This is a genomic window from Candidatus Pelagibacter ubique HTCC8051, from assembly GCF_000472605.1.
GTDB classification, from domain to species: Bacteria; Pseudomonadota; Alphaproteobacteria; order Pelagibacterales; family Pelagibacteraceae; genus Pelagibacter; species Pelagibacter communis_B.
In genome coordinates this window covers 1,380,626-1,395,018 of the sequence record NZ_KI421440.1, presented here as the reverse complement: position 1 = coordinate 1,395,018, position 14,393 = coordinate 1,380,626, and the positions used below count along the sequence as shown (strand labels likewise).

Annotated in this window: 12 protein-coding genes; 3 read left to right on the top strand and 9 right to left on the bottom strand. The window is 31.0% G+C overall.

All coding sequences use genetic code 11. The annotated features are described in order from the left end of the window. Together rpsP and ffh are read right to left on the bottom strand one after the other, a co-directional pair. A partial coding sequence (rpsP, locus tag F754_RS0107515; protein WP_023649306.1) for a 30S ribosomal protein S16 occupies positions 1–404 on the bottom strand: 404 nt, incomplete at its 3' end. A 15-nt stretch (positions 405–419) separates the two neighbouring features. Next, a complete protein-coding gene (ffh, locus tag F754_RS0107510) occupies positions 420–1,778 on the bottom strand; it encodes a signal recognition particle protein (protein WP_023649305.1) in 1,359 nt (452 codons plus the stop codon). Positions 1,779–1,937: 159 nt separating this feature from the next. On the opposite strand from ffh, the gene F754_RS0107505 reads away from it, so the two are divergent. Beyond that, complete coding sequence (locus tag F754_RS0107505) at positions 1,938–2,762, top strand: diaminopimelate epimerase (RefSeq protein ID WP_023649304.1); 825 nt, start codon at positions 1,938–1,940, stop codon at positions 2,760–2,762. Beyond that, positions 2,762–3,679, top strand: coding sequence for a signal recognition particle-docking protein FtsY (ftsY, locus tag F754_RS0107500; protein WP_023649303.1), 918 nt, complete (start codon positions 2,762–2,764; stop codon positions 3,677–3,679). The genes F754_RS0107505 and ftsY overlap by 1 nt, the downstream gene beginning before the upstream one ends. On the opposite strand, the gene F754_RS0107495 is transcribed toward ftsY, so the two are convergent. The 3 genes from F754_RS0107495 to F754_RS0107485 all read right to left on the bottom strand — a co-directional run bounded on the left by F754_RS0107495 (position 3,672) and on the right by F754_RS0107485 (position 7,897). Continuing rightward, positions 3,672–4,232, bottom strand: a complete 561-nt coding sequence (locus F754_RS0107495; protein ID WP_023649302.1) for a hypothetical protein — start codon at positions 4,230–4,232, stop codon at positions 3,672–3,674. The two genes, ftsY and F754_RS0107495, sit on opposite strands and share 8 nt — an antisense overlap. 76 nt (positions 4,233–4,308) lie before the next feature. Beyond that, positions 4,309–5,106, bottom strand: a complete 798-nt coding sequence (locus F754_RS0107490; protein WP_023649301.1) for an alpha/beta hydrolase — start codon at positions 5,104–5,106, stop codon at positions 4,309–4,311. Between the two features lie 82 nt (positions 5,107–5,188). Further along, positions 5,189–7,897 carry an autotransporter outer membrane beta-barrel domain-containing protein gene (locus tag F754_RS0107485; protein WP_023649300.1) on the bottom strand — a complete coding sequence of 903 codons (2,709 nt, stop codon included), beginning with the start codon at positions 7,895–7,897 and terminating at the stop codon, positions 5,189–5,191. 347 nt (positions 7,898–8,244) lie between these two features. Between F754_RS0107485 and F754_RS0107480 the strand changes: the two genes are divergently transcribed. Beyond that, positions 8,245–8,766, top strand: coding sequence for an invasion associated locus B family protein (locus F754_RS0107480; RefSeq protein WP_196228287.1), 522 nt, complete (start codon positions 8,245–8,247; stop codon positions 8,764–8,766). 13 nt (positions 8,767–8,779) lie between these two features. Here F754_RS0107480 and F754_RS0107475 read toward each other — a convergent pair whose 3' ends face one another. The 4 genes from F754_RS0107475 to F754_RS0107460 are packed head-to-tail and all read right to left on the bottom strand — an operon-like array spanning position 8,780 to position 14,390. Continuing rightward, positions 8,780–9,613: an alpha/beta hydrolase gene (locus tag F754_RS0107475; protein ID WP_034391309.1), complete on the bottom strand. Its 834-nt coding sequence runs from the start codon at positions 9,611–9,613 to the stop codon at positions 8,780–8,782. Beyond that, positions 9,597–10,502, bottom strand: coding sequence for a DMT family transporter (locus F754_RS0107470; protein WP_023649297.1), 906 nt, complete (start codon positions 10,500–10,502; stop codon positions 9,597–9,599). Before F754_RS0107470 ends, F754_RS0107475 begins: the two co-directional genes overlap by 17 nt. Before the next feature lie 9 nt (positions 10,503–10,511). Then, positions 10,512–11,735, bottom strand: coding sequence for an MFS transporter (locus F754_RS0107465; RefSeq protein WP_023649296.1), 1,224 nt, complete (start codon positions 11,733–11,735; stop codon positions 10,512–10,514). A 3-nt stretch (positions 11,736–11,738) separates the two neighbouring features. Then, positions 11,739–14,390, bottom strand: coding sequence for a TRAP transporter large permease subunit (locus tag F754_RS0107460; RefSeq protein ID WP_023649295.1), 2,652 nt, complete (start codon positions 14,388–14,390; stop codon positions 11,739–11,741). Between the last annotated feature and the right edge of the window lie 3 nt (positions 14,391–14,393).

Sequence of the window (14,393 nt, the reverse complement as noted above, 5' to 3'; positions counted from 1 at the left end):
TCTGCTGCTGCTGGAGCGTCTTTAGGAGCCTCTGTTGCTGCTGGAGCGTCTTTAGAAGCCTCTGCTGCTGCTGGAGCAGCTGTAGTTTCACCACCTTCTTTTTTTCTCTCTTTTTTTGGAACTGCTTTTTTAGGGTTATTTCCATTTGCTGGCATTGGCATTAATTCATTTTCACCTAAAATTCTTGCAACTCTAGTTGTTGGTTGAGCACCTTGTCCTAACCAATACTTAATTCTTTCAGCTTCAAGGCCAACTCTTTCTTTCTTCTCTTTAGGTAAAAGAGGATTAAAAAATCCTACTTTCTCAATAAATCTTCCATCTCTTGCAAAACGACTATCTGCTACAACAACTTTATAAACAGGACGTTTCTTAGTTCCACCTCTTGATAATCTTAATTTTAACATTTGTTCTCCTTTTTATTATTTTAATTGATTAAATAGCTCTGGCGGCACTCCTTTATCGGACATACCTTTCAGATTTCCTTTTGACATCTTCTTCATCATTTCAGACATCATTTTAAATTGCTTAAGCAATTTATTGATAGTGGCTGGATCTGTGCCAGAGCCATTAGCAATTCTTTTTTTTCTAGAACCATCAATTATTTTTGGGTTCTCTCTTTCTCTTTTAGTCATCGACAAAATAATAGCTTCATTTTTAGTGATAATACTTTCATCAATTCCAGCTGAGTCCATTTGAGATTTCATTTTTGAAACTCCTGGCATAAAAGACATTATACCTTCAATGCCACCCATTTTTTTCATTTGTCTCAACTGAGTTAAATAATCTTGCATTGAAAATTGTCCTTTTTTTAAATTTTCTTCTGCTTTTTTTATATTTTCTTCACCTAAATCTTGTGCTGCTTTTTCAACAAGAGATACGATGTCTCCCATTCCAAGAATTCTATTTGCAATTCTATCAGGATGAAAAGCTTCAAGATTATCAATTTTTTCACCAATTCCTAAAAATTTAATTGGAACATCTGAAACATATTTCATACTCACAGCTGCACCACCCCTTGCGTCACCGTCTGCTCTAGTTAAAATTATTCCAGAGAGATTTACTGTATTTTTAAATTCTTTTGCTACAGAAGCTGCAACTTGTCCTGTTAATGAGTCTGCAACTAAAAAAGTTTCTGTAGGATTTATAACACTTTCAATTTGTTTGATTTCACTCATCATTTGCAAATCAATTTGTGTTCTTCCCGCAGTATCAAATAAAATAATCTCAGCTCCATTTAAATTTGCTGCACTAATTGCTCTTTGACATATATCTGTTGGTTGTTGACCTTCAATTATTGGTAGTGTTAAAATATTATTCTGCTCTCCAAGAGATCTTAATTGCTCTTGAGCGGCTGGTCTGTAAATATCAAGACTAACCATCATTACTTTTTTCTTTTTATTATTTTCTAAATATTTAGCTAATTTTGCAGTTGTTGTGGTTTTTCCAGATCCTTGAAGTCCTACAAGCATCATTGGAACAGGTGGAACGGCATTAAGGTTTATTTCATTATTCGTTTCACCTAGCAAATTTACTAATTCGTCGTAAACAATTTTTACAACCATGTCTCCAGGAGACGTTGATCTTATAATTTCTTGTCCTAGAACCTTTGGTTTAACTTTTTCAATAAATTCCTTTGCAACCTCTAAAGTAACATCAGCCTCTAATAAAGCCTGCCTGATACCCCTCAAACCTTCGTCAACTTGAGCTTCATCAAGTGAGGGAGCTTTTTTTAAAGAAGAAAAAATTTCTTCGAATTTATTTGTTAAGTTTTCAAACATATTTATTACGCACAGCAGTTTTGCACTAGTGGGCGAATATCGCTGACTAGTGTTGATCTCTTTGTTTCCAAAGACACCACAAATTTAACGTTTTTGTGGAAACGAAAACAACCTATATTAGAGGTTCAAAAAGTCAATAAATAAGTTAAAAATCTGTATATGGAAATTAAAGCATTTAAAATGGATGGTTTAGGCAATGATTTTGTGATCATTGATCAAAGAGATCATGAATATCAATTAAATAAAGATCAAATTATCAAAATATGCGATCGAAATTTTATTGGGTGTGATCAGCTAATTTTCATTAAAAAAAAAGATCAAAAAAACACTCAATTAGAATTTTACAATTCTGATGGCAGTGTTTCTGGTGCTTGTGGAAATGGAACAAGATGCGTTGCTGATTTATTGTCTAAAAAAAACGGTGATAAAGAAATAGTACTTTGGACATCAACTGGACCACTAAAATCAAAAATTTTAGGTAATAATTTAGTAGAAACTGAAATTGGTATTCCAAAAACTGACTGGAATGAAATTCCATTAAGCAAAAATCTAGATACTAAAAATTTAAATGTTAAAATTTTAGATAAAAATAATTCTGAATTTATCGGAGGAACTGCAATCAATGTTGGTAACCCTCATATAATATTTTTTGTAAAAAATATTGAAGATTATGATTTAAAAAAAATTGGACCTCAAATAGAAAATCATGAATATTTTCCAGAAAAAAGTAATGTAACTCTTGCAAAAGTTATTAATAAAAATTTAATTAAAGTTAGAGTTTGGGAAAGAGGAGCTGGACTAACTAAAGCTTGTGGTACTGCAGCATGTGCTACTGCTGTAGCTGGAAATATTAATGGATTAACAAATAAGAAAACTGAGATTGAATTTGATTTAGGAAAACTGTCCATATCAATTGATGAAGAAAATAGTGTTCATATGAAAGGACCTGTCTCAGATATCAAAAAGATTGAGATTAAAATTTAATGGGAATTTTTGATAAATTTAAATCTGGCTTTAAGAAAAGTGCCTCTGCTTTTACAACTGGTCTAAGAGATATAGTTGTTAAAAAAGAAATTGATGACAAGACTTTAAATAGAATTGAAGAATATTTAATCCAGTCTGATGTTGGGGTTATTGCTGCAGCTGAAATCAAAGAGATAATCTCTGATAGTAAAATTGATCCTAAAAAAGATATTACCGAAGAAATAAAATTAATCTTAAAAGAATATATAGTTTCTTTAATGAAGCCTCTTGAAAATAATAATTTTTTTATGAAAAAAGAAAAAATTAATGCTACTTTAGTTTCGGGTGTTAATGGAGTTGGCAAAACAACAACTATTGGCAAAATTGGCAAAATATTAAAGTCTAATGGGAATAAAGTAATGCTTGCAGCATCAGATACTTTTAGAGCTGCTGCAATTGAACAATTAGATAATTGGGCTAAAAAAATTGATGTTGATATTACTAAATCTGTTCAAAATGCTGACCCCGCTTCTGTTGCGTTTAAAGCTATAGAAGAAGCAATTAAAAATAATTTTGATCAAGTGCTGATTGATACAGCTGGAAGATTGCAAAATAAAAAAAATTTGATGGAGGAGTATAAAAAAATTGCAAATGTAACAAAAAAATTAGATGCTGAAGCACCTCATGATGTTATTTTAGTATTAGATGCAACCTCGGGTCAAAATGTAATCAATCAAGTTGAAGAATTTAATAAAATTATTCCAATTACAGGAATAGTAATGACTAAATTAGATGGTACGGCAAAAGGAGGTATTCTTTTAGCAGTAGCTAAGAAATACAAATTACCAATAATAGCTTTAGGTCTTGGTGAAAAAGAGGATGATTTGCAAATATTTAATGCAGAAAAATTTGCTGATGCTTTTACCCAAATTAATTAATTAAAGTACTTGATATTAAAGGTTTATAGAAACTACATTTATAATTTTCTTTAAAATTATCGTATCCACAATTTTTAGCTATTGAAGAGATAATAAAATCAAACTTTCCATTTTTAGGGTAAAGTTCTAATTTCTTTTTAACAATATCAAATTTAAAGTTTGTATTTAAACTTTTAACAGCACTAATCATCACCAAAGTTTTATTATCCTTTAATAAATAGTATGCAAAATCATCTGGAAAAACAGGAAAATCATATTCTTCAAGAAAGTACTTTGCTCTAGCTGGAAACCATTCATAAGATATTAAAGGAGAGGAATTTTTTGTTTTATAATCATATATAAAAAGATCTTTAGGATAATCATTTATATAATTATTATTCTCCCCTCTTGCTAAAATTGCTTTATCTCTTGTTTTAAAATACAAAGCAAAATCATCGTTATGAGAATTCATTTGATCAATAAAGAATAAATCTGCTACGTTATATTCATTATCTTTTGCAAAAGATAATTGATTGAAGCTAAGAAATAAAAAAATAAGTATTACTTTTTTCATCCTAGAAAACTAAAATCAAATTTTGAGTTATATTTGTTTAGATTGTGTCTTAATTTAAGCTATTATATTGATTGTATTAGCAGTTTATTTCTATATTTGAATTGTTTTGCCAAAATAATTCCCACTTCTTATTGTGTGTTGCATTAACTTTAATAAATTTTACACAAGAGTTATTAAGATTTCTTTCTTGATAATTTGTGTATAATTCCTCTGGAATTACTTTGTCTTTAGCTCCATAAAAGTGTGATTGTGAAATAGAGCGAATATTATTTTCAATAGCATTTAAATTTAAAGAAGTTCTATAAGGAGAGATGTTTAATAATTGAGTAAACTCATTTGGTTTAATATTTCCTGCAACTGATCTAACTGTTTTAATATTTAGCTCTTTAATTGATGCTAAATACATGGCAATCACCGACCCTCCAGAATAGCCTACTATATGGACCTCAGAGTGCTTATTTTTAAGTTCTTTTATTATATTTATGTAGTTAGTCATAATCTCATTAGAGTATTGTAATTTAGTCCATATTTCCCTCTGACATCGATTATTTTGAATATATTGGCAAGGTCTTGCGAGATATACAACATTTTGATTTTGATCTAATTTTGCAAGTTTAAAGGCTAAAGGATTTTTTGGTGTTGGATCTGAAGACGGTGTAAACCGATCTATCCAAGATAAACCATCTCCTTCAATATAAACCAGCACTTGTTCTTTGTTATTAATTTTTTGGAGTGAATAAATTGAAAATGAGTTTTGATGAACAAACTCAGTAAATTCGTTATCATTTAACTTATAAATATAATCTGCTCTTTTATCAAAGCTAGGTGCTGCACAAGAAGTTATGAATAAAAATAGAATTATAATTTTTTTCACAAATTAATAATACATAAACGACAAACAAAAAAAAGCCCCCATCTGTTAAGACAGGGGCTTTTAAGAATTTATTTTAAGTTAGTTAAAACTTACCAACGATTTTGATACTTCCATAATGGCTCAAGTAATCATCATCATTTGCATCTGCTTCGTAAGCAAATTCTATTGATGTTGCATCTGTTCCATATGAGTAACCTAAACCAAGTGTTGCAGATAACTCTTCAACTGCTGTTGAAGTTTTAAATGCAGTTCCACCATTTTGGAAAGTGTTAGTAGAATTAATTGTGTTATCACCAAACTCATTATTGATCGCTAGTGAGATCATTGGTACTCCACCATTGCTCATCTCACCATGGAATTTAAGACCTACCGTTCCAACCATTGAGCTTATATCATCTTGTGCAACTTTTAATCTTAGAGCATCGTTTGCTACAGTTGATTTTTCAGTGTAAGCATCAGTGTCCATTACAGTTGCTGTAAAGCTTCCAAATGGAGTTAAATAACCTGCTCCAACTTCACTAGGCACTCCAACTCCAAGATTTAATGATATCTGATTGCTGTCATAAGAACCAGTATAAGTTCTGTTTAATCCAGCTGTATTAACTTTTCTAGATGTAGAATTTTCATTAACACCAAAAGTTAAACTTCCTTCAAAGTAACCATTATCCGTTGATGTATCCATATAAAGTGAAGCTGAGTATGTATCGATTGAGTTTTTAGCTTTACCAACTCCTTTACCGTCAACATCTGTATTAGCTGTTGCAAGTGATACACCAATTGTCATTCCATTATCAGTTACGCCATCAAACCCGATTGCAACACCTTGTGAGTCTGAATCGTAACCAGCTTGAGTCCCTGAACCAACTTTTTTACTATCTTGATCAACAGTTGAACCAAATACTTGGATAAATCCTGATTGAGCACTCATTCCACCAGCAGCTACACCTGTTCCAAAATAAGCATCCCCTGATCTTAGAGAAGCCATTCTGTTAGACATAACTCCTTGAACAGATCCTGTTACACCTTGAGCGGCAACACTTGAACCTGAAATTAAATCTGTTTGAGGAGCTACTTGTTGAGCAAGTTTTGTATCTTCAAGAGCCGTTTGAGTTGCTCCAGAATTTGTCAATGCTTTTTCAAATGCTTCTTCAACAGCATTATCCGTAGTAGTATCGTCAATTGCAGATAAATAAGCCTGTTTTAAAGCAATAGCTTGGTTGTTAGTTATGCTCGCTTCAGACGCTGTAGTTGCAACAGATTTATAGGTTGCGTTAAGGTCTGCCTCGTCATTACCTGCATCAGCTGTAACAGTATAATCAATTAAAATGTTATCAACAGCAGCTGTATTTAAGGCAGCAATAGCAGTAGCATCATCAGCCGCTCCATTTGCACCATCCATTAAAATTAAAGCTTGTCCACCCTTTAAGTTAATCGGAGCGTATAATTTTGCGCCCGCAGATACAGAAAAAGCAGTCGCAACATCATCTAATACGTTCTGTGTATTAGTCACTGTTTTTGCAATAATCATTTTACTTGCTGCACCCCAGTTTATGTCTAGCGTATCATTTTCATTTGTAGATAGAGTTATAGTTCCATCTAGAGTAACTAAATCAGAATGAATTGCTCCACTGAAAACAGTTGTTGAACTCGCGTCACTATCAACAACAGCAAGTCTAGCAGCATCAGTTCCAACTGCACTTGCAACAGTTACAGTTCCACCAGTATTTGCATTGTTCAAAGTACCATCAGCATCAGTAATTGATGTTACAGCACCTGTTAACGTTTGATCTCCTGTACCAGCAAATTTTATGATGTTGGTAGTTGTAGACTGACTTATTGCTACAGTCGCATCACCTTTTAAGATAATGTCCGCATTTGCAGTATCAATTGCCATTGTTGTACCACCAACTTCTGCATCGAATGTTACACCACCTGCCGCATCAATTGTAATTGCATCAGCAAAAACGGCGCTATCAAAAGTAGCTGTAGTGTTAATATCTAACACTTTCAATCTAACAGCAGTAGTTCCAATAGTACCAGAGACTGTTTTTAAAGTAGATGCTCCAGCATCAATTTCTAGTTCTCCTTCACCATCAGCAGCGGCTGCAAGGCCACCAGTGAAAGTAATAGTATCAGCAGCGTTAGCTGTAAGTGTAACTTTTGAAACACCATCTTCACTAGTTCCACCATCATTTAGAGTAACAGCACCTGTGAATGTTGCTTCATCATCAATATCAAGTATAGCTGTTGTTGTTGTTCCATCTCCACCAACTGCGCTTATAGTAGTAGTACCTGCAACAGTTAATACACCTTTCGAGGTTACTAAGTTAGTTGAGTTACCTGTGTCAGCGTTTGAAATTACTACATCACCTGCAATAGCAATTACATCTGCAGTTGCATCCCCTAGGTCAAAATCCAAAGCATCACCAGTTTGATTATCATCTACATCAGCTGTAAAATCATTCATCACTGCAGAACCTGAAATGGCAGTGTTAATGTCTGCAGCGTTATCTCTTACTACAACATTACCTGCTGTAATACCGACACCAGCAGTAATACCAGTTACTTTTTCTACACCTTCATTAGTAGCAGGAGCGATGATAGTTAGTGTACCACTGTTTTGGTCAAATACTGCTGCTCCAGTTTCATCATTCCATGTTAGTGCAGCACCTATATTGTCTGCATTAGCAGTGTTAATTGAAGTGATAGACGTACCTGCAACTATCGTAGCAATCGATATGTAATGAGGTACTCTTCCGAATTTTTTTTTTAGAGAGCTCTTTAAATTCATGTTTATTCTTCCTTAGTTTGTTTTTTATTAATTAATAATTTTTTTTGTACACCGGATATTTACATCAAATAAATGTAATATTCTAACAAAAAAACTTATTCTTCGATTTAGCATGTTAAACTATCAGTTGAAGGATTTTTCAAAATAAGCCTTTAAAACATTGATAAATTTACTAATAATACAAAAATTAAGCATTCAAAAATGTTGTAAATAAGCAACACTTTTAAATTTATTAATATTCAATAAAAATCTTTCTTAAAATATCGATATTTATTATATCAAAATATTAAAATACCTCTATTAGATACTTCATAGTGCACATAATTAAAATTTTCTCTCTATTATTATTGATATTTTTCTCGAAAAGTTCATTTGCTGAGATTGGCTCTGATACTTGGAGCAAAGATTGTAATAAAGATAATGAAAAAAATTGCTTCATAGCAATTAAAAATACCGTTGCAAATGATCAAGATTTAAAACAAACTTTAGCAACTGCTTATATCCAAATTGCTTTTTCAAAACAAAAAAAAATGGATTTAATTGATAAGAAAGATCAAACTTATAAATTAAGTGAGCTAGAAAAAGCTATACCCATGTTGTTTGTTAATTTACCATTAAATTCAGACCTTAGAAAAGCGCCTTTAATACAAGCAGATAAAATTTCTCTCGGTAACCTACGCTATCTTCACTGCAATAATAAAATTGGTTGTAAAACAATGGTAATATTAAATGAAAAAGTAATTGATGCATTTAGAAAAGGGAATTCTTTGACGGTTACGCTAGCAGTTTTTGGTATGAAACAAAATGTACAAATTAATTTTCCATTAAAAGGTTTTTCAAAAGCCTACAAAAAATTAGTTAAGGGATAAATTTAAAAAATTATTAATTAATTTTTTTACTAATGTAATTTTTAATAAAATTTTCTAGAACAATTATTAAATTATCATCAAATTCCATCATGTGATTATCATGTTTTGTAAAATAGGAATATTTTGGTTCATTTGCTAAATTGTAAATTTTTTTTCCCATTTTAAAAGGAACAATTATATCTTGCTCACCATGCATTACTAAAATTGGAATATTTATATTTTTAACTTTTTTATAATTTTCGTATCTATCTTTAAGTAATAAATTTACAGGAATATATGGATAAAATTCTTTTGCCGCTTTAATCATTGATGTGAAAGGAGTTTCTAAAATAACACCTGCAAAATTTTTATTTTGTGCAATCTCGGTTGCAATCCCTGTACCTAAAGACTCTCCATATAAAATTATATCCTCTTCTTTTACTCCTTGATTTATAATCCAATTTACAGCACCTAGCCCATCTATATAAAGACCTTCTTCAGTAGGTTTACCTTTGTTGCCACTAAACCCTCTCCAAGCAATAATTAAAAAGTTAACATCCATGTCTTTAAAGTGATTGAGTTTATGAATTCTATTATCTAAAGTTCCAGCATTTCCATGAAAATAAACAATGGTTTTAAATTTATTTAAATCTTTTTTGTGAAACCATCCTAATAAATTTATATTATCTGAAGTTTTAATATTAACTTTTTCAATGTTAACTTCTAATTTATCTCCAAAATAGTTATTTTCACTTGGATGATACATTAAATTCCTCTGAAATATAAAAAGTATAACTAATACAGATACATAAATAACAATTATTCCTAATATAATTTCCAAGAAAAAATTCCTACGCTTTAATTTCATATTTTTTTTTTGCCAAGTAAACACCTATAAAAACTAATATTGTTCCAAACAAATGGTATATCTCTAATTGTTCATCAAATAATATAAAGCCATAAATTGCTGCATAAATTGTGAATATATAAAGAGTAAAACCAGTTAATGATGCTCCTAAACTTTTTTGAGCCATAGTATAAAGAGTAAATGCAATAATTCCTGGAGATATAGCGGCAAATAAAACCCATAAAAAGAACTGAGAATTAAATATTGTTCTCTCAACAACTATCTCTTCTATTAAATAAAAGGGGATTAGACTAACTGCTCCAAAAAATGCAACCAATGTAAATCTTTGGAAAATAGGTAATTCTGATTTCCAATAAAAAAGATATATAGAGTAAAGAGCCCAACCAATCGCTGCAGCTAACATCCATAAATCACCAATTGTAAAATTTAAACTTAATAATAGATAAAGGTCACCTTTGATAATAATTGTCAAAACCCCAATTAAACAAGAAACTAAGCCAATAATTTTTGTAAGATTAATTTTCTCGTTAAAAAAAATTGCTGAGATCATAATGATAAATATGGGAGATGAAGTATAAATAATACCCATATTAGTAACTGTTGTTGTTTGTCCTGCTAAAAAGGGAAAGGCACCACAAACCCCACAACCCATAGCTCCTAAAAAGAATAGTTTTTTAAATTCTTTTTTAATTATCTTTGAATTTTTAATTAATAATGAAAAGGTAAAAGGCAAAAGTAGCAAAACAACTACAGCCCATCTCCAAAATGCTAATGATATTGGAGGCACATACTCAACACCCCCTCTTGCAACTATTAAGTTAGAAGCCATAAAAACTGGCTGAATAAAAAGTAACAAAAAAGGTAGATAGCTATTATTAAAATTTTTCATTTTAACAAATTATGATTTTTTATTTATAATTAAAAAAAATATGTAAGAAATTAAACTTAAAAATAAAAAAAATGAAAAAGCTGTTTTAAACCCTATTATTTCTGTATAGCCAAAATTTTTTACTAAATCGATTACAAGACCCATAATCCACTGCATTATAAAAGTTCCTAAAAAAATTAATAAATTAAATGATGTTAAAGCTTTACCCGCAAGATGACTAGCAAAAGACAAACCTACAGCTGGCTGTGTTACCGATAAGAAAATTGAACTTAGGATAAACAATGTAATGTAAAACGCACCTGCTTTTGATCCTAAAATTATAATAATTAACATAACCAAAAAACTTACTGGTAATCCAAGTTTTAATATTTTTAATGCACTAAATCCTAAATTTGTAATCTTAGGTAAAAAATAACCCCACAAAAAAAATGATATAAGCATTGTAATATTTATCCAGAATAATCCTGTAGCACTTTCAAGTGGAGTATAACCAGCAACTCTAACCATCCATGGTCCAGCCCAAAGTGTCTGTATTGCCATTAATCCTCCGTAATTAAATAAACCCATCGGAATAACACTGATAAAGAATTTATTTTTCCATACATCGGCTAACGAACCTTGCTTCAATGGATTTTCCAAAGATTCATTCTTTTGATGATCCCATTTTGGAATAAATGCTAACATTAAAAATATGCTAATTAATATTAATGCTGCAATGCCACCGAATATCCATCTCCAACCAAAAGCTGGTAACAAAAGCTGGACAGGTAATGTTGAAGATAAAAATCCTAATGATGCTATCATTAACATCCAAGAATTTGCTCTTTGTTGCTGGTTTTCTGCAAACCAAATTCTATAACCTGTTAATGGCGCCATTAAACAAGCGCTTACTCCAACTCCAATTAATATTCTAGAAACTAATAATCCTGAAAAGTTCTGAGCAAGTGCAAAAGATACTGTTCCAATAAATGCTATTAATAGAAATGATGAAACAATTTTTTTTGGTCCAAACTTATCTAACAAATATCCAAGAGGAATTTGCATAGCTGCAAAACCTAAAAAATAACCTCCAGCAAGTAGCCCTAGGTCTGCAGCCATTAGCTCAAATTCTAAAGTTAAAATTGGAGAAAGAGTGGCTGTAATTGCTCTTAACAAACAAGATAAAAAATATCCAAAAGCAAATACAAAAAAAACAGTAATAGCCTGTCTTTTAGGTAAAATATAATTATCCATTAATTAAAAATTTAACGATACGTCTCGATGAACAGAGTTACATCTTGCAACAAACTTTGCTTGCTCTTTGGTTAATTTAGATTGTCTTCTTAAACCAATATTATTTTTAATCACCTCATTATATTTCATTAGTTCAGGTAATAAATTTTTATTAGCGTCTTCTCTCCAAGAGACTTCTTTATTAAACAAGCTAAATGTTTCTGAGATAGTAGATATTAATTTTTCTTCTTCAACTTCATCTTCATCTATAATTGTAATTAGATCATCTAATTTATTTGCAAATTCCTCTGCACCAGAAATTTCACTAAGTTTTTCAAAAAGATTATCAATTATTGTAATTGATGCTTCATAATTTTTATTATCAATATTATATTTTAAATCTTTAATTTCTGGAGAAAGTTTTTTTAATTTTTCGTGATCTTGTATAAATGTAACTATTTGATCTAAATTATCATATGCCTCATCAACATTTTTTCTATATCTTTTAGTTTTAGTATTTTTTGATTTTTGAATTATTTTAAACTCTTCATTTCTAGATTTCCAAATCTCTGGTATTCCTTTGCTTAACTCATCCATTTCTAATTGATAATTTTCTATTTTAAGTTCTAATTTATTTTTGTCTGAAGCTTCATTTTTATCTAAGTTTCTAATTTCAGACTCTAGTTTTGAAATTTTCTTACTTAATTTTCTGATTTTTTTCTCTTTCTTTCTTACTTTAAAGTGTAGATCTCTATAATCTTCTGCAAACAAGTTATACTCTTTTTCAGATTTTTGAAGTTTGTCTACTAGAGCAAAAGTTCCTAAAGCATTATCAAAATGTTCTTCAAAAATATCTAATTTGTCATTAGGTAGATTTGAAGGCACAAGTTTTTGAAAATTATTTATTGCAACTAAAATCTTCTGCTCATCATTTTTGTAAATATCAAACTTGTATTCCTGCAAACAATGTTGAAGTTTTGGGTTAATTGGTGGTGGAGCTACTTTAGAAGTCAAATATGTCCTTGCTGGTAGATAATTTACCAGTGTTGGATAAAAACCAACAATTCCAAGGCCTATAAGCTGTAGAGCTATAAAAGGTACAACACCTTTCCAGATGTTTAAAGTTGAAACTAATTTAGATGCAACTCCTCTTAAATAAAACAAAGCAAAACCAAATGGTGGTGTTAAAAATGAAGTTTGTAAGTTTACTCCAATCATTACCCCTAACCATATTGCACTAACGTTCGCTCCTGGTTCTGCCAATAATATTGGTGCAATTATTGGAACAACTACTACTGCAATTTCAATAAAATCTAGAAAAAAACCTAATACAAAGATTACAGCCATCACAACAATAAATTGAGTCCAAAATCCTCCTGGCAAATCTTGTAAAAAATCTCTAACTAATTCCTCACCTCCAAATGCTCTAAAACCAGAAGTTAACATCGCTGCTCCAAGAAGAATTATAAAAACCATTGAGGTAGTTATGCAGGTTTCTGTAACAACCTCTTTTAAAACATTGTTAATTTTATAAGTTCTCCAAAAACTCCAGGAGATCCCAATTAAAAAAATAATTGTAAAAAAACTAGTAACCAGTATTGCAGTCAAATCCCTAGTTTCGATAGCTTTAATATTTAAGTTAAAATTTTTAGAAAGAAAATAAATTGGAATGATTGATACAATGGCTACTATAATTGGGTAGTAAGCATCTTTTTTACCTTTATGAAGACGATAACCCGCCATCATGGTTGCACCTATCGCACCAATAGAGCCCGCCTGATTTACTGTAGCAATACCCATTAGTATAGATCCAAGAACAGCGAAGATTAATGCAAGTGGAGGAATTATCACCATGATAACTCTAGTCCAAAATTTAGAGTCGAATTTACCTTTAAAAGGTACAGGTGGCGCTGCCTTAGGATTTAATCTCGCATATACTAAAACATATATCATATACAAACCAACTAAAACTAGACCAGGCAATAAAGCACCAAGAAACATATCCCCAGCGCTAGTAGAACCAACTCTAAGTTCACCAGGCATATTAAATTCACCAGTAACAATCTTGTAATCTGTCTGACGCATTGTGTTCGCTACATCTGCAGCACTTGCTAATTGATCTGCTATAATTATTAAAACAATTGAAGGAGGTATTATTTGACCCAAAGTTCCTGAAGAACAAACGATCCCACTAGCAAGACTTTTGTCATATTTATTATTCAGCATAGTTGGTAAAGAAATTAAACCCATGGCTATTACTGTTGCTCCAACTATACCAGTTGTTGCAGCAAGTAATGCTCCAACAAAGATTACTGAAATACCTAAACCACCAGGAATAGGACCAAATAATTGACCCATAGTAACCAGTAGATCTTCTGCAATTTTTGATTTTTGCAACATAATTCCCATAAAAATAAATAAAGGAATTGCAATTAAAGTATCGGTTTCGACATCCCAATAATTACTCCTAAAATTAGTAATTCCAGCTGTAAGCCATTCCTTGGGACCATCAACAGCAAAGTATGCGCTTGCATCTCCCTCAAATAAGTAACCTGTTATAGCTGCAAGACCAATTGAAATTATCGCTGAGCCAGGAAGTGCAAAAGCTACAGGGAAGCCAGAGGCTAGCGCTGAGACCATTATGATTACAAGTAAGGCTAAAAATAAATGTTCCATTTT

Bases quoted from the DNA above. Each gene is read 5' to 3' on its own strand.
- ffh (WP_023649305.1), bottom strand. From the start codon at position 1,778: ATGTTTGAAAACTTAACAAATAAATTCGAAGAAATTTTTTCTTCTTTA.
- F754_RS0107505 (WP_023649304.1), top strand. From the start codon at position 1,938: ATGGAAATTAAAGCATTTAAAATGGATGGTTTAGGCAATGATTTTGTG.
- ftsY (WP_023649303.1), top strand. From the start codon at position 2,762: ATGGGAATTTTTGATAAATTTAAATCTGGCTTTAAGAAAAGTGCCTCT.
- F754_RS0107495 (WP_023649302.1), bottom strand. From the start codon at position 4,232: ATGAAAAAAGTAATACTTATTTTTTTATTTCTTAGCTTCAATCAATTA.
- F754_RS0107485 (WP_023649300.1), bottom strand. From the start codon at position 7,897: ATGAATTTAAAGAGCTCTCTAAAAAAAAAATTCGGAAGAGTACCTCAT.
- F754_RS0107475 (WP_034391309.1), bottom strand. From the start codon at position 9,613: ATGAAATTAAAGCGTAGGAATTTTTTCTTGGAAATTATATTAGGAATA.
- F754_RS0107470 (WP_023649297.1), bottom strand. From the start codon at position 10,502: ATGAAAAATTTTAATAATAGCTATCTACCTTTTTTGTTACTTTTTATT.
- F754_RS0107465 (WP_023649296.1), bottom strand. From the start codon at position 11,735: ATGGATAATTATATTTTACCTAAAAGACAGGCTATTACTGTTTTTTTT.
- F754_RS0107460 (WP_023649295.1), bottom strand. From the start codon at position 14,390: ATGGAACATTTATTTTTAGCCTTACTTGTAATCATAATGGTCTCAGCG.